At 67.2% G+C, this 21878-nt stretch carries 22 protein-coding genes and 2 pseudogenes; 14 read left to right on the forward strand and 10 right to left on the reverse strand.

The features are described 5' to 3' along the window. Positions 1 to 190: 190 nt before the first annotated feature. Positions 191 to 856 (forward strand): HTH-type transcriptional activator FasR, encoded by a 666-nt coding sequence (gene fasR, locus ON32_RS15975; protein ID WP_040791728.1) that lies wholly within the window; start codon positions 191 to 193, stop codon positions 854 to 856. A 193-nt stretch (positions 857 to 1049) separates the two neighbouring features. On the opposite strand, the gene ON32_RS15980 is transcribed toward fasR, so the two are convergent. Together ON32_RS15980 and ON32_RS15985 are read right to left on the reverse strand one after the other, a co-directional pair. Beyond that, a complete protein-coding gene (locus ON32_RS15980; protein ID WP_040791729.1) occupies positions 1050 to 1277 on the reverse strand; it encodes a DUF3107 domain-containing protein in 228 nt (75 codons plus the stop codon). A gap of 112 nt (positions 1278 to 1389) precedes the next feature. Further along, positions 1390 to 1944, reverse strand: a complete 555-nt coding sequence (locus ON32_RS15985) for a YceI family protein (RefSeq protein WP_040791730.1) — start codon at positions 1942 to 1944, stop codon at positions 1390 to 1392. Between the two features lie 101 nt (positions 1945 to 2045). Here ON32_RS15985 and ON32_RS15990 point away from each other — a divergent pair, with 101 nt between their 5' ends. Then, on the forward strand, positions 2046 to 2882 hold the full coding sequence (locus ON32_RS15990; protein WP_040791731.1) for a helix-turn-helix transcriptional regulator: 837 nt from the start codon (positions 2046 to 2048) through the stop codon (positions 2880 to 2882). A 23-nt stretch (positions 2883 to 2905) separates the two neighbouring features. On the opposite strand, the gene ON32_RS15995 is transcribed toward ON32_RS15990, so the two are convergent. After that, positions 2906 to 3607 (reverse strand): ferritin-like fold-containing protein, encoded by a 702-nt coding sequence (locus ON32_RS15995; protein WP_040791732.1) that lies wholly within the window; start codon positions 3605 to 3607, stop codon positions 2906 to 2908. 88 nt (positions 3608 to 3695) lie between these two features. Then, positions 3696 to 4766 carry an alpha/beta fold hydrolase gene (locus ON32_RS16000; protein ID WP_245551085.1) on the reverse strand — a complete coding sequence of 357 codons (1071 nt, stop codon included), beginning with the start codon at positions 4764 to 4766 and terminating at the stop codon, positions 3696 to 3698. A gap of 593 nt (positions 4767 to 5359) precedes the next feature. On the opposite strand from ON32_RS16000, the pseudogene ON32_RS16005 reads away from it, so the two are divergent. The 4 genes and pseudogenes from ON32_RS16005 to ON32_RS16020 form a co-directional block, all read left to right on the forward strand. Then, positions 5360 to 6928, forward strand: a pseudogene (locus tag ON32_RS16005) (DEAD/DEAH box helicase); the annotation flags it as partial. A gap of 482 nt (positions 6929 to 7410) precedes the next feature. Further along, the gene (locus ON32_RS16010) at positions 7411 to 8637 is read left to right on the forward strand and encodes an Rv3212 family protein (RefSeq protein ID WP_040791733.1); all 1227 of its coding nucleotides are present in this window, start codon (positions 7411 to 7413) and stop codon (positions 8635 to 8637) included. 120 nt (positions 8638 to 8757) lie between these two features. Beyond that, a complete protein-coding gene (locus ON32_RS16015) occupies positions 8758 to 9267 on the forward strand; it encodes a nitroreductase/quinone reductase family protein (protein ID WP_040791734.1) in 510 nt (169 codons plus the stop codon). Between the two features lie 139 nt (positions 9268 to 9406). Next, positions 9407 to 9868, forward strand: a pseudogene (locus tag ON32_RS16020) (GNAT family N-acetyltransferase); the annotation flags it as partial. A gap of 23 nt (positions 9869 to 9891) precedes the next feature. On the opposite strand, the gene ON32_RS30125 reads toward ON32_RS16020, so the two are convergent. Further along, positions 9892 to 10329: a hypothetical protein gene (locus tag ON32_RS30125; RefSeq protein WP_083874569.1), complete on the reverse strand. Its 438-nt coding sequence runs from the start codon at positions 10327 to 10329 to the stop codon at positions 9892 to 9894. A 151-nt stretch (positions 10330 to 10480) separates the two neighbouring features. Here ON32_RS30125 and ON32_RS16025 point away from each other — a divergent pair, with 151 nt between their 5' ends. Beyond that, positions 10481 to 11455, forward strand: a complete 975-nt coding sequence (locus tag ON32_RS16025) for a diacylglycerol/lipid kinase family protein (RefSeq protein WP_040791735.1) — start codon at positions 10481 to 10483, stop codon at positions 11453 to 11455. Between the two features lie 243 nt (positions 11456 to 11698). Beyond that, the gene (locus ON32_RS16030; RefSeq protein ID WP_040791736.1) at positions 11699 to 11953 is read left to right on the forward strand and encodes a WhiB family transcriptional regulator; all 255 of its coding nucleotides are present in this window, start codon (positions 11699 to 11701) and stop codon (positions 11951 to 11953) included. A gap of 123 nt (positions 11954 to 12076) precedes the next feature. Here ON32_RS16030 and ON32_RS16035 read toward each other — a convergent pair whose 3' ends face one another. Together ON32_RS16035 and ON32_RS16040 are read right to left on the reverse strand one after the other, a co-directional pair. Beyond that, a complete protein-coding gene (locus ON32_RS16035) occupies positions 12077 to 13591 on the reverse strand; it encodes a sensor histidine kinase (RefSeq protein ID WP_040791737.1) in 1515 nt (504 codons plus the stop codon). A 142-nt stretch (positions 13592 to 13733) separates the two neighbouring features. Further along, positions 13734 to 13949 carry a biotin/lipoyl-binding carrier protein gene (locus tag ON32_RS16040; protein WP_040791937.1) on the reverse strand — a complete coding sequence of 72 codons (216 nt, stop codon included), beginning with the start codon at positions 13947 to 13949 and terminating at the stop codon, positions 13734 to 13736. Between the two features lie 147 nt (positions 13950 to 14096). Here ON32_RS16040 and ON32_RS30850 point away from each other — a divergent pair, with 147 nt between their 5' ends. Further along, a complete protein-coding gene (locus ON32_RS30850) occupies positions 14097 to 14171 on the forward strand; it encodes a 50S ribosomal protein bL37 (protein ID WP_157224221.1) in 75 nt (24 codons plus the stop codon). A gap of 135 nt (positions 14172 to 14306) precedes the next feature. On the opposite strand, the gene rsrA is transcribed toward ON32_RS30850, so the two are convergent. Next, complete coding sequence (gene rsrA, locus ON32_RS16045; RefSeq protein WP_040791738.1) at positions 14307 to 14606, reverse strand: mycothiol system anti-sigma-R factor; 300 nt, start codon at positions 14604 to 14606, stop codon at positions 14307 to 14309. After that, on the reverse strand, positions 14603 to 15277 hold the full coding sequence (locus ON32_RS16050) for a sigma-70 family RNA polymerase sigma factor (RefSeq protein ID WP_051133355.1): 675 nt from the start codon (positions 15275 to 15277) through the stop codon (positions 14603 to 14605). The genes rsrA and ON32_RS16050 overlap by 4 nt, the downstream gene beginning before the upstream one ends. A gap of 420 nt (positions 15278 to 15697) precedes the next feature. Here ON32_RS16050 and ybaK point away from each other — a divergent pair, with 420 nt between their 5' ends. Then, positions 15698 to 16219, forward strand: a complete 522-nt coding sequence (ybaK, locus tag ON32_RS16055; protein WP_040791739.1) for a Cys-tRNA(Pro) deacylase — start codon at positions 15698 to 15700, stop codon at positions 16217 to 16219. A gap of 123 nt (positions 16220 to 16342) precedes the next feature. Next, the gene (locus ON32_RS16060; protein WP_040791740.1) at positions 16343 to 16750 is read left to right on the forward strand and encodes a hypothetical protein; all 408 of its coding nucleotides are present in this window, start codon (positions 16343 to 16345) and stop codon (positions 16748 to 16750) included. Positions 16751 to 16828: 78 nt separating this feature from the next. Here the strand turns inward: ON32_RS16060 and ON32_RS16065 are convergent, their stop codons facing one another. Next, a complete protein-coding gene (locus ON32_RS16065; RefSeq protein ID WP_040791741.1) occupies positions 16829 to 17668 on the reverse strand; it encodes an SOS response-associated peptidase in 840 nt (279 codons plus the stop codon). Between the two features lie 294 nt (positions 17669 to 17962). Between ON32_RS16065 and ON32_RS16070 the strand changes: the two genes are divergently transcribed. The 3 genes from ON32_RS16070 to rsgA all read left to right on the forward strand — a co-directional run bounded on the left by ON32_RS16070 (position 17963) and on the right by rsgA (position 21867). After that, positions 17963 to 19468 (forward strand): aldehyde dehydrogenase family protein, encoded by a 1506-nt coding sequence (locus ON32_RS16070; protein WP_051133319.1) that lies wholly within the window; start codon positions 17963 to 17965, stop codon positions 19466 to 19468. A gap of 93 nt (positions 19469 to 19561) precedes the next feature. Then, positions 19562 to 20869, forward strand: a complete 1308-nt coding sequence (gene aroA, locus ON32_RS16075; RefSeq protein WP_040791742.1) for a 3-phosphoshikimate 1-carboxyvinyltransferase — start codon at positions 19562 to 19564, stop codon at positions 20867 to 20869. After that, positions 20821 to 21867, forward strand: coding sequence for a ribosome small subunit-dependent GTPase A (gene rsgA / locus ON32_RS16080; RefSeq protein WP_174361638.1), 1047 nt, complete (start codon positions 20821 to 20823; stop codon positions 21865 to 21867). The genes aroA and rsgA overlap by 49 nt, the downstream gene beginning before the upstream one ends. Positions 21868 to 21878 lie beyond the last annotated feature (11 nt).

The following is a 21878-nucleotide window of genomic DNA, read 5'->3' on the forward strand; positions in this document are numbered from 1 at the left end:
TCATAACGCCCCCCACCGGCGAGCAGGTGCTATATCGAGCGGGCGAAGGTCTGTGACCGAACCGAGTTATACACCGTCGAGTCGGACCGGATCCCCCACCCGGGTCGGCAACGGCCGCTCAGGCGAGTATGGTGCTCGAAAGACCCGGTACACACCCCTTCTGCCGGGGAAGCGACTGGGAGATCCGATTATGACCGACCTCGTGGACCGGATGACGTCCCGGCGTACGCCATCCGCAGCCGTACCCGCCCCCAAACGGGGAACCCGCCTGCCGCGTGACGAACGACGGCAACAGCTACTGGCCGCGGCCAGTGAGGTTTTCGTGCTCCGTGGCTACCACGCCGCCGGAATGGACGAGATCTCGCAGTGCGCCGGGGTGAGCAAGCCGGTGCTCTACCAGCACTTCACCAGCAAGCTGGAGCTGTATCTGGCCGTCCTACAGAACTATGTCGACATGTTGGTGTCCAGTGTGCGCCAAGCGCTGCGATCCACCACCGACAACCGGCAGCGCGTACGTGCCGCCGTGCAGGCGTACTTCGATTTCGTCGACAACGAGATGCAGGGCTTCCGGCTCGTCTTCGAATCCGACCTCACCAACGAACCGCAGGTGCAGCGCCGGGTGGAACAGGCCACCGAGGCCTGCGTCGACGCCGTCTACGACCTGGTTGCCCACGATTCCGGTCTCGATCCGTATCGGGCCCGCATCCTCGCCGTGGGCCTGGTCGGCGCGAGTCAGTTCACCGCCCGCTACTGGCTCGAGGCCGATCGTCCCATCCCCAAGGACGACGCCGTGGACACCACGGTCGCTCTGGCCTGGGGCGGTCTCTCCCACGTCCCCCTGCACCCGATCGACTGAGTCCGATTCCGTCGGCAGGCGGCAGGTGCGATCATCCGCCCCCTCCGAAAGCAACCCCGTGAAGGGTTGTCATCGAGGTTCGCGGTCCGTCTCGTATCTCCGCCCCCGAAGCGCCGTGCCCAAGGCACGAGTCCCGGGGCGGAGATACCGGGCCCGAAGGGCCGCGAACCGCCCGCGCGGAGCGCGGGCCGAATCACACGGCCGCGAATCCCACTCGGCCGGCGGTTGCGGTACCGATTTCCACGTAGGCGACCTTGGCGGCCTGGATCAGAAACTTGCGGCCCTTGTCGTCGGTCAGCGAGACAACGCCACTCGCGTTGCCCAGCGCCTCGGATACCAGCGCCTCGACCTCTTCGGGGCTCTGCGAACTGGTGATGACGAGTTCGCGCGGGCTATCCGAAATACCGATCTTGACCTCCACGGCCAACCTCCGAACCTAGTACCTGTGTTGTCCCTGCCAGGCTAGTGCAGCGGTGTCCCCGGGGCGTACACGGTGCACTGCGCTGTGGGCGAACATCCGTCGGGGCGGGTGGTCAGGATTTCGGCTCGACCAACTGGATCTCGAGTTCGATCTTCACGGTGTCGGAGAGTATTCCGGGCAGTGCGCCGCCGACACCGAACTCGGTCCGTTTGATGGTTCCCGTCGCGGAGAAACCGGCATGCCGTTCGCCGGTGTCGCCGAAGGATCCGATACCACCCCACTCCACGTCCAGGGTGACCGGTCGGGTGATCTCGCCGAGGATGGCCGTACCCTCGACCACGAAGGTCTCGGCGACCCGGACGGGGCGATCGGCCCGGAACACCAGGGTGGGGCGATTGGCGACATCCAGGAAGTCGGCGGCGCGGACATGTGCGTCACGGTCGGCGTTCCCGGTGTCGAACGAGTCGAGATAGATGGTGGCCCCCACGGTGGCCGCACCGGATTCGTCGACCACGAACTCGGTCTCGAAACGGGAAAATCGCCCGCGGACCTTGGAGATGCCGAGGTGGCGAATGGTGAAGGCCACCGAGGAGTGGTGGGTGTCCAGGGCCCAGGAACCCGGGCGCAGTACTTGTTCGGTGGTGGCGTTCTCTGATGTCGTCGTCATGACATCGACGATTCCCGGACCGCGGTCCGCTATCCAGACCCGGTTTATCCTGGACCTGGCAGGGCGCGGATATCGGTGCGAGGACCGGGCACCATGGATGCATGGCTTCGAACGCGTTCGCCGACTATCTCCGCAGGCGCCGCACCGAACTGCTCCCCTCCGATGTCGGCCTGCCCTCGGGTGGCCGCCGGCGCACTCCCGGACTGCGCCGTGAGGAGGTCGCGGTACGGGCCGGCGTGAGCGCGGACTATCTGGCCCGCCTGGAGCAGGGCCGGGATACGAATCCCTCTGCGGCGGTGGTGGAGGCCTTGGCCGATGCGCTGTTGCTCGACGACAAGGAGCGCGCCGTATTCGGCTGGCTCGCGCTCACCAGTAGCCATGCCGGTCGGTGTCCGGAATCCCCACCGGCTCCGGATCGGGTCCCGGAGACCATCGAGACCATTCTCGCCGCCCTCGAACCGAATCCGGCGTTCGTTCTGGGCCGCCGACTCGACGTCCTCGGTTGGAACAATGCCTGGGCGGATTTCGTCACCCCGCTGGGGATGCTCGACGATCCGGCGGAGGTGAACCTCGCGCACTACACCTACACCCATCCCATGGCGCGGCGGGTGCTGCGGAACTGGGCCGAGACCGCCGATATCTTCGCCGACGCGCTACGGCGCGCCGCCCTGCGATGGCCGGGTGACGCCGAGCTGCGCCGCACCCTCGAAGCCTTACGCGAGCATCCGCATTTCGACGGAGACTGGCGACCCCGACGTCCGGGTACGGATATGTCCGGTGTGCTGGGTTTCGATCACCCGGATCACGGTCGGGTCGATGTGTCCTTCGAGATGATGGAGGCCGATCGGGAACAGACTCTCGTGATCTGGCTCCTCGATCGGGAACAGGCCTCCGCCCCTGCGCTGCGGCTGGTTCGGTCGCGCGCGGCCGGTGAGTGACGAGACGACGCCCGACCGATTTCCTACAGGCCCAGGACGGCCATGCGCTCGGCGTGCGCGGTCTGCATTCGCTCGAAGAGAGCGGCAATACCGTTGAGGTCGCCGGTGACGGCGAGAACCAGTTCGGTCAGTTCGTCCCGTTGCGCCATCACGTACTGGGCCTGGGTGATCGCTTCGCCGAGCAGACGTCGGCCCCACAGGGTGAGCCGGTCCCGCTGGGAACGGCTCGCCGTCACCGCGCGTCGCACCTCGTCGACGACGAACTCCGAATGGTCGGTCTCGGCCAGGACGTCGCGCACCACCGCGGCCACATCGGGACTGAGGGCTCCGGCGATCTCCCGGTAGAAGTCGGCGGCGATACCGTCACCCACATAGAACTTCACCATCGACTCGAGCCAGGTGGAGGGGTCGGTGGAACGGTGGTAGGAGTCCAGGGGCCGTACGAACGGGGCCATGGCGGTGTAGATATCCACCCCTCGTTCGGTCAAGGCCGCTTCCAACAGTTCGAAGTGCGCCATCTCGGCGGCCGCCATCTTCGCGACCGCGACCTTGCCGTGCAGGGTCGGCGACAGCGCGGCCTCCTCGGACAACCGGTAGAAGGCGGAGATCTCGCCGTAGGCGAGCACCGCGAACAGGTCGGTGACACCGGGGTGGTCGGCCGGGACGGGCGAAGAGGCCGGTTCGTTCGGCGTTACACCCAGCGCGGCGGGTGGATGTGCTCCCATGACAATCCAGCCTAATACCCGGTTCCCGGGGTACTCCGCACACGGCTCGGCGCGGCCGGTCGCCCGGCGGATCCGCCGGGCGACCGGCTCAGGCGGGGGTGGTCAGGAATTTGTCGAGGTAGGTCCAGGTGGTGTTCCGGGCGGTGGTGCCGGTCAGGATGCCCAGGTGGCTTCCCGGCGCGGTCTCGTAGTGCACGGCGGCGGCACCGGTGAGGGTCCGGATGCCGGCCCGGACGGAGGCGGCGGGGGTGATGACATCGCTCGGTCCACCCACCAACAGCACCGGCGCGGTGACCGCGGACAGCCGGATCTCCCGATCGCCCAACCGCACGACGCCGCGGCCGATGTCGTTGTGCAGGACCAGTCGCCCCCACAGCTGCCCGTACAGCCGGCCGGGATAGCCGGGCATCTGGGCCATGAACCGGTCGACGGATTCCATTCGGGCCAGGGCCTCGGTGCGGGCGATATTGCTCGCCACATACCAGGGGCGTTTCACCTCGCGCTCCCAGGCGGTGACCCGGTAGGCGAGCCGCGTCATCCGGGCCGGGATACCGCCGGCGGCCCGGACGGCGGTGGTGACGCCCATGCCTCCGGTGAGCCGCGCCGCGGCGCGCAGTTGGGGGACTCCCGGCATCGCGTCGTAGTCCAGCGGCGAGCCGACGGCGGTGATGGAACGGATCGGCAGGTGATGATGGGCGGCGGCGGTGAGCAGGGCCATGGTGCCACCGAGCGACCAGCCGACCAGATCGACCGGCGCCCCGCCGCGGTCGGTCGAGGTGCGCAGGATCGCCTCGGGGAGGATGTCGTCGATCCAGTCCTCGAAACCCATCCGCCGGTCCGCGAAGGTGATCTCGCCGTAGTCGACGAGATAGGGCGCGCGGCCGGTGTCCAGCAGGAACCGGGCCAGGCTCTGGTCGGGACGCAGATCGAAACAGCTCGCGGGCGCGGCCAGTGGCGGCACCAGCAGTACCGCCGAATCGGGTGGTAGGCCCGAGTAGGCGGATTCGGCGGCGACCCCCGGCTCGAAACGGAGCAACCGGCGGTGCGGTTCGTCCCACAGCACGGTCGCCGGAGTGGGGTCGGGTGATTGCACTCCGGGTCCGAATGTCAGTGCCCACGCATTACGCGCGGCCAGGGAGACGGTGTCTGCGATACCCACGGCCATGAATGTCTCATACCCGCGTCTCGGGCAGCGGTCGGGCTCACCCCCGCCCGGCCGTATCGCGACACGGGAGTGAATTCGCGGGTGCGGATCGTTCGCCTCTCGCGAATGAATCGGATTGGCACACATACCCATACGACAGAGCATGCATATAAAAGGGGAGATTTCCGTCAAAAATACTTCGACAGCTTTTCGGGGACGGAACAATATCACGCTACAATCGGGACGGACAACGGAAAATGTATCGCCCGATCGAGGCCACAGGGTTGTACCGATACCCGGCCCGCCGGCGCAGTAAAGACACGACCGGTGTGCCGCGGCGCGTCGGTCGCGGCGAATCGGCTTTCCGATGTCCACGGAAAATGTGCGCGCACCAGATCCGCGTCACCGCGTGCGCCGAGCCGATGTCTCCTCCAGGCAGTCCCCGATGGGCGGACTCCGCTGACATCAGGCGGCGGCCGGGTGAGTATCGCAGGCGGATCCGTGGTTGTCGTGGACCGACCGGTCCGCCCCACGCCTCGTGCGCGTGAAGCGCGATAACGAGGGAAGGCACGAACCTGAGCAAGATCACAGTCGAACAGGAACCGGGTCTGGCGGACACACTGCTGACAGCCGAACTGGACGAACGACACACCGCCCCGACATTCGCCGAATTGGGCGTCCACGCCGATATCGTGCGTGCGCTCGGTGAAATCGGCATCGAACATACTTTCGCGATTCAGGAGCTCACCCTACCGCTGGCGCTCGCCGGTGAGGATCTCATCGGCCAGGCCCGCACCGGTATGGGCAAGACCTTCGGCTTCGGGGTGCCGCTGCTGCACCGGATCACCGCTGCCGATTCCGGCGTCGCGCCCCTGGACGGGACCCCGCGGGCATTGGTCATCGTGCCGACGCGGGAACTGTGCCTACAGGTCACCCAGGATCTGGAGAACGCAAGCAAATATCTGCGTGGCGGGCAGGGTCCGTTGCGGGTCGTCTCCATCTACGGCGGCCGCCCCTATGAATCCCAGATCGCGGCGTTGCGCTCCGGCGTCGATGTCGTGGTCGGCACACCCGGACGATTACTGGACCTGGCCGACCAGCAGCATCTGATTCTCGGCAAGGTCGCCGTCCTGGTGCTGGACGAGGCCGACGAAATGCTCGACCTGGGGTTCCTGCCGGATATCGAACGCATTCTCGGCATGGTCCCGGACGGTCGGCAGACCATGCTGTTCTCGGCGACCATGCCGGGACCGATCATCACCCTGGCCCGCACATTCCTCACCCGACCCACCCATATCCGGGCGGAGGAACCGCACGATTCGGCCGTACACGAGCGCACCGCGCAATTCGTCTACCGGGCGCACGCCCTGGACAAGGGTGAGCTGATCGCCCGAGTGCTGCAGGCCGAGGGCCGCGGCGCCACCATGATCTTCACCCGCACCAAGCGCACTGCCCAGAAGGTCGCCGACGAACTGGCCGAACGCGGTTTCGCCGTCGGTGCGGTCCACGGCGACCTCGGACAGATCGCGCGGGAGAAGGCGCTGGCCAAGTTCCGCAAGGGCACCATCGACGTTCTGGTGGCCACCGATGTCGCCGCACGCGGTATCGATATCGACGATGTCACCCATGTGATCAACTACCAGTGCCCGGAGGACGAGAAGACCTACGTCCACCGCATCGGTCGCACCGGCCGGGCCGGACGGACCGGTGTCGCGGTCACCCTGGTCGACTGGGACGAACTCAACCGTTGGGCGGCCATCGACGCCGCACTGGGGTTGGGCATCCCCGAACCGGTGGAGACCTACTCGCGCTCCCCGCACCTGTACACCGATCTGGGCATTCCGCAGGACGTCACCGGCTATCTCCGGAAACCGCGGCCCGAACGCGATCCCGAGGCGACCGTCGTCGAACGGCCGGAACGGACTCCGCGCAAACGCAACCGCAGGCGCACCCGCGGCGGAAAGCCCATCGACCACGCCGACACCGGAGCGGCCTCGACCGACTTCCCGACCACCGAGTCCGAGACCGCAGGCGATGACACCACCGGCGGTGACACCACTACCGTGAACACTCCGGACGAGGCGGCCGGCGAGGAGCGTCCGGGCCGACGTCGTCGGCGGCGCCGCCGTAGGTCGGCCGACGCCGATACCGCGACCGACACACCGGACGAGACCGTGGAAACCCATACCACCGCGGAAGAGACGAACGGCGCCGAGCCGGCCGCCGAACCCCTCGCGACGGATACCGCCGAAACGAACGACAACCGCCCGGCCCGGCGCCGACGCCGCCGCCGCAAGAGCGCCGATTCGGGGACCGACGGCGACACCGGAGCAACCGGTGACATCGCGGCCGACACGGCGCCGAGCACCGCGGAACCGAGCGGGACCGAATCGGCGAAGGCGGGCCGGACGACCCGCCGGACCCGTTCGACGCACCGGAGGACCGAGCCCGCGACCGCCGAAACGATGTCGACGGCAGGCAGATCGGAAGCGACGGCTGAAGGCCGAAAGACCGCCGGAGACTCCCCCGCGACCGACACCGACATCGCCGCAGCGCCGCAGCGGGACGAGTCGGCTCCGGCGGGCAACGACTCCGCGACGACGGCGAGCGTGGGCCACACCGCGTCGGCGTAACCAACCGATCCGATACGCTCGCACCCGTGCTCGCACCCGAGCGGCGGACGCGCGCCGATGTCATCGCAGCCGCCGCGATCGCCGTGGTCCTGGTGATCGCGGCGGTCTCGGCATGGGCGTGCAGCGATGCCCGCGGCGCCGAATCCATCACCGCGACCGAATCCGTGACGCGACCGCCGAACGCCGATCGGCTGCCCACCCGGCCGAAGGAACTGTGGCGCGCTCCCGATACGGCCGACGACCGTGTCCTCACCTCCGAAGGGGTGGTGGTCACCGCCGACGGCGGGACCGTGACCGGCCGCGATCCGGGCACCGGCGCACAGGTGTGGCGGTATCGGCGCGATCTGCCGCTGTGCGGGGTGGAGTCGCAGTTCGGCATGGTCATCGCGGTGTACCGGGACGATCGCGGCTGCAGCCAGACCACCATGCTCTCGGGTCAGGACGGGCGGCGCCGCACCGCCCGCAGCAGCCATATGGACGACACGATCCGGCTGTCCACCGACGGCACCTATGTGCTCGCCCTCGGACCGCGCCGGCTGGAGATGTGGCGCTCGGATCTGGTGCGCACCCTCGAGTACGGATACGTCGACGCCAGGGTCAACCCGAAAACCCAGCCACGCCAAGGGTGTTCCCTGATATCGGCGGCAAGCAGCCCGTCCCGGCTGGCGGTCCTGGAACGCTGCCCGAACGAACCCGCCAACCGGCTAACGGTGCTCGACCCGGCGCCGGAGGACAATACCGTCCCCGAGGAGTTCGGGACCCATGTGTTGGAGGAGCCGGACGCCGATTCCCCCGACGCGCGGGTGCTCGCTGTCTCCGACACTCGAATCGTCCTGTACCTACCCGGAGTCGAGGGTCCGAAGCCGCAGGCACCTCGGCTGAAGGTTCTCGATGCCACGGGCAATTCGCTGGTGGTACACGAACTGTCCGCCCCCCTCACGGCCTCCGCCACCACCACCCGAATCGGTTCGGGCTATTTCGTTTTCACCGGCAACAGCGTTATCGCCCTACACGCCGGTACCTTCGATCCGATGTGGACCGCCCCCCACGCCCTCGGCGGCCCGGCCCTGATGGCGGGCCGACTGCTGGTTCCGGTTCCCGACGCCATAGCCGCCCTGGACCCGAGTACCGGCGCCGTGACGACCCGAATTCCGGTATCGCGCAAAGACCACGACGGTTCCCCCATCTCGATCGGTGTCCTCGGCACCACGATCTTCGAACAACGCGGCGGCGAACTCGTGGCACTCGGCTGATCCGACCGCGCCCCCGCCGGTTCGGGCCGCCCCCGAACCACCGGTCGAAACGATTCGGCCACAACGGGATAGCGCGGTGGAGCGCATAACCCTGTCGGTGTCCTCGGGCATAGTGAGGCCATGAGCGAGACAGCACAGCGCACCGCGGGCGAACCCCGTGCGATCACCCGGTACGGCAGCCCCGACGCGCCCTGGAACCAGGAATTCCCGGAGAATCCCACCACCTGGAATCACGATGTGATCCGAGAGTTCCGCGCCAATGCCGGCCGGGTCGGCGGGGCCTACGCCGATACGACGCTGCTGTTGCTCACCACCACCGGCGCCCGGACCGGGAAACGGCATGTGGTGCCGCTGGCCGCGCTGTATCGGGGTGACACCCTCTACGTCAGCTCCTTCGCCGAAGATCGGTATCCGGCCTGGTATCACAATGTGCGGGCTCATCCCGAGGTGATCGTGGAGATCGGCGACCGTATCCACCACGGAACCGCCCGGGCCCTCACCGGTGCCGAATACGACGAGTTCGCGGCGGAGGTACTACGCGACAATTCGCTTCTCGCCGATTTCCAGGCCACCGTCGCACTACCCATCCCCCTGGTGGTGCTGACCCTGCACGACCACGACCCGAACTGATCGGCCCGGCGCCGGCGAGGCATCATGGGTACCGTCGACGGCGCCGCTCCCGCGGACGTCCCGACACACCGATACCCGAGCATCGGATGTATCCGTATCCCCCGAACCAACCCGTCACGGAGCCCTTCACGTGCAACCCATCGTGCGCCGCGCCACCCCGGATGATATTCCCGCCCTGGTCGACCTCATCTACGATCTGGCCGAATACGAGCAGGCCCGGGACGAATGCACACTGACATCCGAACAGCTGCACACCGCCCTGTTCGGTCCGTCGCCTTCGGTGTTCGCCCATGTGGCGACCTTGGACGGCGTGGTGGCCGGTTGCGCCATCTGGTTCCTGAACTTCTCCACCTGGGATGGCGTGCACGGCATCCATCTGGAGGACCTCTACGTTCGTCCGGAGGCCCGTGGCACCGGACTCGGCAAGGCGCTCGTCGCCGCATTGGCGCGGGAGGCCGTCGACCGCGGCTACACCCGGGTCGGTTGGTCGGTACTCACCTGGAATACTCCGGCAATCGAGTTCTACGAGGCGCTCGGCGCCGTCGCCCAGGACGAATGGGTCGGTTATCGGCTCGCCGGCGACGCCTTGACCACATTGGCAGCGGGGGCGTCGCGGAACCCCGTTCAGGACCCGTCGGACCGGCCCCTGTCCACGCCCGCCCCGTATTCCGACGCCATCCACCGCGAGGTGGCCGGTAGGAAGAGCAGCACCAGCGCCCCGATCACCACCACCCCCAGGACCGAACCGTAGAGCGGCTGGTGGGAGTCGGTGAGCAGCGACCACACCACCGGAAGTAACAGGAGCTGCGCGATCACCGCGATGGCCCGTCCCCAGCGACGGCCGAACAGCAACCCGATCCCGGCCGCCAGTACCGCGCCCCCCAGAATCCCGAACCAGGCTGCCGTCCCATAGCCATTGGCGGCGGTCTGGTCGTATCCCAACAGGCCACGTACCACCAGCACGATCGCCACGATCACCGCGACGGCGCCCTCCAGAGCCACCAGGGCGCCGGCACCTCGGACGGTCGGGGGTGCCTTCTCGACGTCATCTCGCTCGACCACGTCGCCAGCCTACGGATATGACGACGATCGCATTCACCAACCTCACCCGCCATCCATCCGTCCGGGCGGCGGGAAAGGAGTGAGGCCCTCGCTTCGTCCGAGGGCGACCGGCCCCGGATCGGCATCCGATCGCACCCAGTAGGGTGCGAGGGTGCGGACGTTGTTGATCGTGAATCCCAATGCAACCTCCACCACGGCGGCGACTCGGGACCTGTTGGCACATGCGTTGGAAAGCCGAACCCAGCTCACCGTCGCGCACACCCAGCATCGCGGTCACGCGGCCGAGCTGGCGCAATGGGCCGCGACGAACGAGATGGACCTGATCGTGGTGCACGGGGGCGATGGCACGGTCAACGAAACGATAAACGGTTTCGTCCCGTTGCCCCAGGTCGACGACGGTCAGGCATGGCGGCCTCGGCTGGGTGTGATCCCGGGTGGTTCGGCGAACGTTTTCGCGCGAGCCCTCGGAGTGAAACCCGATCCGGTGGCAGCCACCAACCAGCTCATCGATCTGTTGGGGGTGGAGGGTCGCCGTCCGGGCGCTTCGGTCGATCGGCGGATCGGGCTCGGTATCGCCGACGATCGGTGGTTCTGTTTCAGCGCCGGCGTGGGTCTGGACGCCGATGTGTGCGAGGCGATCGATGCCAGTCGCGCGGGCGGTCACGCCGCGACGCCGGGCCGTTATCTGCGCACCACGGTTCGGCAGTTCTTCCGCGCCAAACGCACACCGCCTCGAGCAACGGTGCAGGTCCCCGGTTATGAGCCGGTCGAGGGGGTGCATTACGCTTTCGTCACCAACACCACTCCGTGGACATATCTGAACTCCACTCCGGTGTGCACCAACCCCAATACTCGGTTCGAATCCGGTCTCGGCGTGTTCGCCGTGCGAACCATGGCATTACTGCCTACACTGCGCCTGGCAACACAACTGTTGTCGCCGAACTCCGAGCCGAAGTCACGGAAATTGTTCCGTGACGACGATGTTCCATCGGTGCGCATCTCGAGCGCCGAACCAATCGGCCTGCAAATCGATGGCGACTTCATCGGCAAACGCAGCGTGGTGGAATTCACGGCCGTACCGGATGTTCTGGACGTGATAGCGCCGCGCCCGGCTCCATTGGTGTGATCAATAGGACAACGTCCGGGTTGTGCTGCGAAAACCGGGCGAAGCGGGTAGAAAGGACCGGGCGGGTTCCTCGATAGAGGAACAGTCAGGCGTGAGTTTCCCCACGGTGCGCCGGATACCTATTGACATCTACGGTGTTCGTGAAAGCATTCACAAGCAACCGTGCGGAAACATTCAGTTCGCACAAGTGAACGACCCACCAACCCGATGGCGTCGAATGACGCCCTACAAAGGAGCAGAGGAATGGATTGGCGCCACAAGGCGATCTGTCGTGACGAGGACCCTGAGCTGTTTTTCCCGGTGGGCAACAGTGGTCCTGCGCTCGCGCAGATTGCCGATGCCAAACTCGTCTGCGCTCGCTGCCCCGTAACCGCCGAATGCCTGTCCTGGGCCCTGCAGTCCGGACAGGATGCCGGAGTATGGGGCGGTATGAGCGAAGACGAGCGGCGCGCCCTCAAGCGGCGCAACGCGCGCACCCGTACGCGCACCGCCGTCTAGCCAGCGCGGACCGGCGTAACCGGGCCATTACCGGCCCGGTATACGTTCGACTGCCCGGTACAGCGAGTACCGGGCTTTTCTCATATTCGGACCCGAATGTTTCCGCACCCGACCGGTGAATGCTCAGCGTCCCGAACGCCGTCCCAACGGAACCCGGAGAACCGCGTCGGTACCGATATCCGCGCCCGGATGCAGACCGATGGAACCACCCAATTCGGCGGTTACCAGGGTGCGCACGATCTGTAGCCCGAGACTGTCGGAGGATTGCAGGCTGAAACCGGCGGGCAGGCCGCGCCCATCGTCACTGATGATCACATCCAACCAGCGGGCCGAGCGTTCCGCGCGAATGGTCACCGTACCGTCGCGCCCGGGATCGAAGGCGTGTTCGATGGCGTTCTGCACCAGTTCGGTGAGCACCATGACCAGTGGGGTGGCCCGTTCGGCGGAGAATACGCCGAGCGACCCCTCCCGCCGCACCTTTATGCGGGCGGTGTGCACGGTTGCCACATCGGCCATGATCGGCAGCAACCGGTCCACCACCTCGTCCAGGTCCACCTCTTCGTCCACCGACATCGATAACATCTCGTGCACCGATGCGATGGAGGTGACCCGACGCACCGACTCGGTCAGCGCGACCCGGGCCTCCTCGTTCTCGGTCCGTCGCGCCTGCAACCGCAGCAGGGCTGCGACGGTCTGCAGATTGTTCTTCACCCGATGGTGGATTTCCCGGATGGTGGCGTCCTTGCTGAGCAATGCGCGGTCCCGGCGTTTCACCTCGGTGACATCGCGTACCAGCACCGCGGCGCCCGCCAGTTCGCCGTGCGGCCGCAACACCAGCGTGCGCAACAGCACCGTGGCGCCACGGGCCTCCACCTCCATTCGCCGACCGGTCCGTCCGGCCAATGCCGCCTGGATATCGCCGACCACCTCCTGCGCGTCGAAGGGGTCGGTGATCAGCGAACGAGTGGTCTCGGCCAGATCCTGACCGATCAGGTCCGACTGCAAACCCATGCGGTGATAGGCCGACAGCGCGTTCGGGCTGGCATAGGTGACGATCCCCTCGGTGTCGATCCTGATGAATCCGTCGCCTGCCCGGGGACTGGAATGGGTCGCGGCCCGGTCCTCCGTGGTCGGAAACGTCCCCTCGGCGATCATCTGGCACAGATCGTCGGCGCAGGCCACATAGGCGATTTCCAAACTGCTGCGCACCCGGGACCTCAGCCGGTCGGTATCGCGGCTGAGCACCGCGATCACATCGTCGCCGCAACGTACCGGAATGGCTTCCCGAATCGCCTGGACCGGCTGCGGGTGATAGACACCCAACGCCTCGCCCTCGGTGTCCACGCGCTCGATCCGACCGGTGATCAGCGCATCGAAAACCTGCGGATGTTCCGAACGCCGGGCCAGTGAGCCGACCAGGTCTTCCTGGTGCACGGTGGCGGCGGTGGTGGGTCGGCACTGCGCAACGCAGACGATATCGGCACCGTCGTCGACCGGTCCGGCCCCGACCCACAGCAGCAGGTCCGCGAAGGAGAGGTCGGCGAGCAGCTGCCAGTCACCGACCACCCGCTGCAGATGATCGACCGCGACACCGGGAAGGTCGGTGTGTTCGGCCAGTAGGTCGCTGAGTGTGGACACCCCTCGACCTATAGCACAACGGTCGAAACCGCCTCGGTCGCGAACCGGCGATCCCGGTGCGGCCGCGTCCTCGCGGGCGGGAACTCCCAGGCTCATGGCGGCCCTACCGGACCCGGATGGCGGCGCGGTACAGCGCCGGCGATCACGAGATGACGGCGATCAGATCGCCTTGCTGCAGCACCTGGCCGGGGCTGACGGCGATGGATGTGACCTCTCCGCCGGTCTCGGCGATCACCGGGATCTCCATCTTCATGGACTCCAGCAGTACCAGCGTCTGGTCGATCTCGACCCTGTCTCCCACCTCGACCTCGATGGTCAGCACCGTGGAGACCATTTCCGCCCGTACTTCCTCCGCCATGGCACCCCGTTTCCTGGTTCCGCCGGCCCCACCGCCCACCGGTCCGCGTATCCGCCGAACCTACAGCCAATCACACGTGAAAGAATGGCCGACGATCAACATCTATTCCCCGCATTCGCGGGAACAGTCCCCAGGAGGGAGCTACCCATGGGTAAGCGTGGCCGCAAGAAGCGCAGCCGGAAGAACAGCGCCGCCAACCACGGCAAGCGTCCGAACGCCTGAGCCGTGTAGACGCGGCCGTGCCTTCGGCGCGGCGCATGCGCGTTTCGGCCCCCGAGACATGTGCTTCGGCACATGTGCTTCGGGGGCCGATGTCGTATCCGGGCCCGGGGCCGACCGCGAGATCGCCTCGAACGTTCAGTGTTCCGGAGGTTGCGGGGTGGGGCGCTGGGCATGGAGGTTCACCGCACGGTGGATCTCCAATGTCAACCGCTCTCGCAGCGATTCCGGTGCCCGTTCCCCACCGCATTTGCGGCCGAGCAGGCTCTTGATCTTCTCCTCGATGCCGTAGGCCTCGATACACGGCGCGCAATGATCCATATGGTGTTGCAGCCGTTGCCGGGTGGCATCGTCACATTCGCCATCGAGCAGCAGCCAGACGTCGGCCATTACCGCGGTGCAGTCGAGCTCCAGGTAGGGATCGTGCTCGGTGCTCACTGCTTGACCTCCTGGCGTACCGAGCCCGCCGGCGTGGCCTGTTCGGCGCCGGTGCGGTTGAATCCACGTTCGCGCGCCACGTCGGCAAGCAAACCCTTCAATTGCTTTCGGCCGCGATGCAGCCGGGACATCACCGTACCGATAGGGGTGCCCATGATGTCGGCGATTTCCTTGTACGGGAAACCTTCGACATCGGCGTAGTAGACAGCCATGCGGAACTCTTCGGGCAATTCCTGCAGGGCCGCCTTGATGGTGTCGTCGGGCAGCGCGTCCAAGGCCTCCACCTCGGCCGAGCGGAGCCCCACGGAAGAGTGTTCGGCGGTGGCGGCCAACTGCCAGTCGGTGATCTCGTCGGTGGGGTACTGCGCGGGCTGGCGCTGTTTCTTGCGGTAGGAGTTGATGTAGGTGTTGGTGAGGATGCGATACAACCAGGCGCGCAGGTTGGTCCCCTCCTTGAAGGACTTGAACCCGGAAAACGCCTTGACGTAGGTCTCCTGCACCAGATCCTCGGCATCGGCGGGGTTGCGGGTCATCCGCAGCGCGGCCCCGTAGAGCTGATCCAACAGCGGCAACGCGTCCCGCTCGAAGCGCTCCGCCAGTTCGGCCTCGGTCTCCGCGTCGCGAGTGTCGGCCTCGGCGGTGTCGACATCCGTATCGTCGACCTCCGCGATATCGGCCTCCGTAACCGACGCGTCACTGGTGATCGCGTCACCGGTGACCGTGTCGGCGTCGACGCCGTCCCCGGTCGCCGCGTTATCGTCGCTCGTCACACGTGTCCCTTCGATCGGCTTATCAGCCAAATCTACGCGCAATACGACGTCCCCGGAGAACCGCGTGGTCTCGGCGAGCCGGGGAGAGCGCATAGCCTGCGCTTGCTTCCGGGCGGGGTGTTCGTCGAGCAGAACAGGCACCGACCAGCTCCTTCGTGATATGACGGGGATCCGTACGCCGCGCCCGTAACCCACCGGTCCGCGTGAAACGGGCCGATCGAAGCGCTGTGCACTCGCCTACAACACCCACTCGTCGGGATGTGTTCCCACCCGGGTGCGTCGGGGCCGGCGTCGACCGTATCCGGCCGGTACCCGGGGGCGATGGTCGGTAGAGTGACCGCCGTGGCAAAAGCTTCGACAGCTTCGACACCCGCCATCCGGGTTCTGGTGCAGGCCGGCGTGCCGCATCGGGTGCATGCCTACGAGCACGATCCACGAGTCGATTCCTACGGCGCCGAGGCGGTCGAGGCGCTCGCCCGGCGGATCGGGGCGGATCCGGAACAGATCTGCAAGACGTTGGTGCTGGAACTGTCCACCGGCGGCCTGGCGGTAGCGGTGCTGCCGGTGCCACGCAGTCTGTCGTTGAAGGCGGTCGCCGCCGCGCTGGGCGCGCCGAAGGCCGGGATGGCCGACCGGGTCCGGGCCGAGCGGAGCACCGGCTACGTGCTGGGCGGTATCTCCCCACTCGGTCAACGCAAACGGTTGCCGACCGTGGTGGACGCCTCGGTACTCGACCGGGAGCGCGTCCTGTGCAGCGCCGGGAAGCGCGGACTCGAGATCGAACTCGCCCCCAACGACCTGATCCGGTTGGCCGCGGCGGTGACCGCGCCGATCACCACCTGATATCCGTATCCGATATCCACATCTGATATCCGCATCGCTGTCGGCGGGTTGCGCCCACGAACGGAAACCATATGCGTTACTTGGGAACGACCGTAACCGACCGACCCGAGGATGTGATGCGAGATGTCCCTGTGCCACCCGATGCGCACCGTGCTCGTCGCCCTGTCCGGGGCGTTGGTCCTGACCGGCGGTCCCATTCTGCTGTCCACCGCGCCGACGGCGGTGGCCGGCCCGCCGGCGGTCGCGGCGCCGACGGATGAGCCCGACAACGGACCACGGCACCGAGCCGGTGCCGAGTTGCGGACCATCGAGGACGGTGACTATCCGTTCGGGGGTGGAGACAGTGGCACCGGCGGTTCGCGGAGTTCGCGGGGCGGTTCGCGGAGTTCGGGGGGCAGCGGTACCGACGGCCCTGCCGCGCGGGCGGAGAAGGCGGGCGGGGGCATGGCGAGCGCCATCATCGACCTGTCCGCCGACCTGTTCAAATGTGGGCTCAGCATCGTGACCCCGAGCGTCGACTGCCCGCTGTGAACCTTGCGGATCGGTGCGGCCCGAGCGGGCCGCACCGGGACGGCCGGCCTCGATCGAAGGGCCGAGGTGGGCATCCGATCACAGCAAGGTGGTCTGTTCCGCCCGCTCTTCGACCGGCGCCAGCAGTTCCGGCCCGTTGTTGCGCACGCTGTTCACCAGCGTTGACACCGGCCGCGCGGTGATCTCTGCGACCAGTTCCACGCTCGGCGGCGCCAGCAGCTCCGTCGGGGCCGGGTGATCCGGGTCGAGCCAGGCATCCCAGTGTTCACGCGGCATGGGCAAGGGCATTCGATCGTGGATGCGGGTGAGATCGCCGACGGCGTCGGTGGTCAGGATGGTGCACGACAGCAGTGGCTCGGCATCGGGAACGGAGCTGTCCCGCCATACCGACCACAGCCCGGCCATGTACAGCCGCGAACCGTCGGCGCGGGACATGAAATATGGGCGCTTGACCACTTTCGGTTTACGACCCCGGCCCGTGGTTCCGCCATTCGAGGCCTCCGGCTCCACCAGCCACTCGTACCAGCCGTCCATCGGCACCAGACAGCGCCTGCGCTTCACCGCATCCCGGAACGACGGCAGGCTCGCCGCCTTGTCGGCCCGGGCGTTGAACAGTGGTTTGCCCTTCACCGGAACGCCGGGTTCCGCGGCCTTGGTCCAATGCGGGATCAGACCCCAGCGCATCCGCCGGATACGCAGGCGGGGCGTGTCGGAGTCGTGGCGTTCGACCACCGTGAGGACCTGTGTCGTGGGGGCGACGTTGTAGTCGGCGCCCTCCGAGACCGCCGCGGCGGACGACCGACTCGTACCGCGGGGGGCACCCCCATTCACCGGTCCGCCGATATCGGTTTCGTCGAGGGCGTCCAACTCCACCGCGAGTCGACCGGGGTTCGTCGTCATCGCATATCGTCCGCACATATTCCCGATACTCCCACCGGAGACCGACAGTGTCCGAGTATGTCGCTCGGCAAGGTTCCATCACGCCGTTCCATTACGCCACCGGGCGGTGCTCGATCAGGCCACCGAAAGGCATATCGGAATCGAACGACAAAACGGGTGCAGACAATCTCGCCGGTCTCGGGAACAATGAATGGCACGAACTGGTGACTAATTGAGAGTTATGTCCTAGCATTCTCTCACCAGGGACGAGGCGGTGACGCGGGCCGCCCGTTCGCGCGCGCATGAACCGCCGACTTCCGCAGAGGAGACCCGTTGACAACCACCGAAAAGATCACCGACGAAGAAGCGGTGTTGACCTCGGTCGATCCGGCCACCGGCGCGACGCTGGCCACCTATCCGATCGCGGACGAGGAAGCCGTACGTGCCGCCGTCGCCAAGGCCCGCGCCGCCGCCCCCGCCTGGGAGCAGCTCGGATTCGACGGGCGTCGCAAGGCCCTGCTGCGCTGGTCCGGCAGGCTGGTCGCGAAATCGGACGAGTTCTGCGAGCTCATCCACGCCGAGAACGGCAAACCGCTCGACGACGCGTTCCTCGAACTCATGTTGGCGCTCGAGCACATCGCCTGGGCCGCCAAGCACGCCAAGAAGGTATTGGCCCCGCAGAAGGTCCCCACCGGGCCGCTGATGTCGAACTTCTCGGCCCGCATCGAATACCGCCCACTCGGCGTGATCGGTGTGATCGGTCCGTGGAACTACCCGGTCTACACCCCCAACGGCTCCATCGCCTATGCCCTCGCCGCCGGTAACACCGTGGTGTTCAAGCCATCGGAATACTCCACCGGTATCGGCAATTTCCTCGCCGAGGCCTTCGCCGAGGCCAACCCGCAATTGCCGGCGGGCGTGTTCATCACCGTCAACGGCTACGGCGCCACCGGCGCGGCCCTGGTGCAGGCGGGCGTCGACAAGGTCGCGTTCACCGGTTCGCCGGGTACCGGCCGCAAGATCATGGCCGCCGCCGCCGAGACCCTCACCCCCGTGCTGCTGGAATGCGGCGGTAAAGACCCGGTGATCGTCGCCGCCGACGCCGATGTGAAGGCCGCTGCCGACGCTGTCGCATGGGGCGCCACCTCCAACAGCGGCCAAACCTGCGCCGGTGTGGAGCGGGTGTATGTGGACAAGTCGGTGCGCGACGAATTCGTCGCAGAACTGACCCGGATCCTCGCCGATGTCAAACCCGGTTCGGCGGAGAACGCCCACTACGGTCCGATGACCATGCCGAGCCAGATCGCGATCGTGAAGCGGCACATCGAGGACGCGCTCGCCAAGGGCGGCAAGGCCGTGCTCGGTGGGGTGGAGTCGGTGAAGGATCGGTTCATCGAGCCGGTCGTGCTGGTCGATGTGGACGAGAACTCCGCGGCCGTCAAGGAGGAGACCTTCGGTCCGACCGTCACCGTCACCACGGTGAACAGCATCGATGAGGCGATCGAACTGGCCAACGCCACCACCTACGGCCTGGCTTCGGCGGTGTTCTCCAAGCGCCGTGGCCTGGAGATCGCCCGGCGACTGAAGGTCGGCGCCACCTCGATCAACTCGGTGCTCGGCTTCGCGGCCATCCCGGCCCTGCCGTTCGGCGGCAGCGCAGATTCCGGTATCGGCCGGATCCACGGCGAGCCCGGCCTGCGCGAGTTCGTGCGGCCGCATTCGATCGCAGCCCAGCGCTTCGCCGTCCCGGGAATGGCACTGCTCAGCTATCGCCGCACCCAGACGAACATGAAGATGCTGCGCAAGATGGTGCCGCTGCTGCACGGGCGGCACAAGTAAACCCTCGATACGAGGCGTTGGACGCGAGTGAACAACCACCGGTGGTGCTCGGAATCCCACTTTCCGAGCACCACTGTCATGTCCGGATCGACCATGCGCGAAGATAGGCGAGTGAGTTTCTGGCCAGCGCCCCACGTCGCTGTCCCGGTTCAGGCGTCCGTGACCCTGCCGGGCTCCAAATCCATCACCAATCGGGCGCTGGTCCTGGCCGCGCTCGCCGACGAGCCGTCCACCATCACCGGCGCCCTGCGCAGCCGCGACACCGAGCTGATGATCTCCGGGCTGCGCGCGCTGGGTGCCGAGATCACCGGCGACGGGGACACCCTCGAGGTGGTGCCGCGCCCGCTGCGCGGCGGCCGGGTCGACTGCGGTCTCGCCGGCACGGTGATGCGTTTCCTGCCACCGGTCGCCGGTCTGGCCGCGGGCGACAGCGCCTTCGACGGCGATATCCAGGCCCGGGTCCGGCCACTGCGCACCATCCTGGACGCGCTGCGCGGTCTCGGCGCCGCCATCGACGGTGATGCCTTGCCGTTCACGGTGCACGGCAAGGGCGAGTTGCGCGGCGGTACGATCACCATCGACGCCTCCGGGTCGTCCCAGTTCATCTCGGGACTGCTGCTGTCGGCGGCCCGGTTCGACGAGGGCCTGGTGGTGCGGCACAGCGGCAGTCCGCTGCCGTCCATGCCGCATATCGAGATGACGGTGGAGATGTTGCGCCGCGCCGATGTCGCGGTGGAGGCGCCCGCCGATGTCCGCAAGGAACAAGTCTGGACGGTGCGACCCGGCCCGATCCGCGCCGTCGACTGGACGGTGGAGCCGGACCTGTCCAATGCCACCCCGTTCCTGGCGGCCGCCGCCGTCACCGGTGGGCAGGTGAGCATTCCGCACTGGCCGCGACTGACCTCGCAGCCCGGCGATGTCATCCGCGAGATCCTCGTACGCATGGGCGCCGAGGCGCGCATCTTCGACGGGGTCCTCACCGTCACCGGACCCGACCGCCTGGCAGGTATCGATATCGATCTGCACGATGTCGGCGAATTGACGCCCACGGTCGCCGCTCTCGCCGCACTGGCCGACTCACCCTCACGCCTGCGCGGTATCGCGCACCTGCGTGGCCACGAGACCGACCGGCTGGCCGCCCTGTCCACCGAGATCAACCGGCTCGGCGGGCAGGTCCGGGAAACCGAGGACGGCCTGGAGATCACCCCCGCCCCGCTGCACGGCGGACGTTGGCATTCCTATGCCGACCACCGGATGGCCACCGCCGGCGCGATCCTGGGCCTGGTGGTCCCCGGGGTGGAGATCGAGGACATCGGGACCACCGCGAAAACGCTGCCCAACTTCGTGGACCTGTGGGAGGCCATGCTCGATTCGAAGGGCGATCAGGAGGAGGTGCCCTGAGCCGGCGCGGCCGTTCCTCGGCCAGTTACGACGAGTCGGATGTGCGGGTGCGGCCGGGCCGCAGTTCGCGCCCACGCACCAAGAACCGACCCGAGCATCGGGATGCTCGACCGGCCATGGTGGTGTCGGTGGACCGAGGTCGCTGGGGTTGTGTGCTCGACGGTGACCCGAACCGTCCGATCGTGGCCATGCGCGCCCGCGAACTGGGTCGCACCCCGATCGTTGTAGGTGATCAGGTGTATGTGGTCGGCGATCTGTCCGGTCGTCCGGACACCCTGGCGCGAATCGTGCGGGTGGCCGAGCGCACCACCGTCCTGCGCCGCACCGCCGATGACACCGACCCGTTCGAGCGCGTGGTCGTCGCGAACGCCGAACGACTGTTCATCGTGGTCGCACTCGCCGACCCACCGCCGCGCACCGGTTTCGTCGAACGCGCCATGGTCGCCGCCTATGCCGGCGGTCTGGAACCGGTCCTGTGCCTGACCAAACACGATCTGGCCGAGGGCACCGAATTCGCCGCGGCCTTCGCCGACCTCGACCTCACCATCGTCTACGGCGGTATCGAGGACCCGCTCGAGCCCGTACTGGAGCTGCTCACCGGCCGGCTCACCTGTTTCCTGGGTCATTCCGGGGTCGGCAAATCGACACTGGTGAACCGCCTCGTCCCCGAGGCCGGTCGCGCTGTCGGCGAGGTCTCGGGCGTCGGCAAGGGTAAACACACCTCGACCCAATCGGTGGCGCTTCCCCTGCCCACCGGCGGATGGGTTATCGACACGCCCGGTGTCCGTTCCTTCGGCCTGGCCCATATCACCCCCGAGGACGTTATCGCCGCCTTCACGGATCTGTCCGAGGCCATCGAGGACTGTCCCCGCGGCTGCACCCATCTCGGCCCGCCCGCCGACCCCGAATGCGCCCTGGACGACCTCCCCGGCAAGGAACGGCGTGTCGCCGCCATCCGCCGCCTACTGATCGCCCTGGCCTCGAACGACCCCTGGTGATTCGGTCCGAC

Origin of the sequence: Nocardia paucivorans NBRC 100373 (assembly GCF_000308675.1) — a bacterium.
GTDB lineage: Bacteria > Actinomycetota > Actinomycetes > Mycobacteriales > Mycobacteriaceae > Nocardia > Nocardia paucivorans.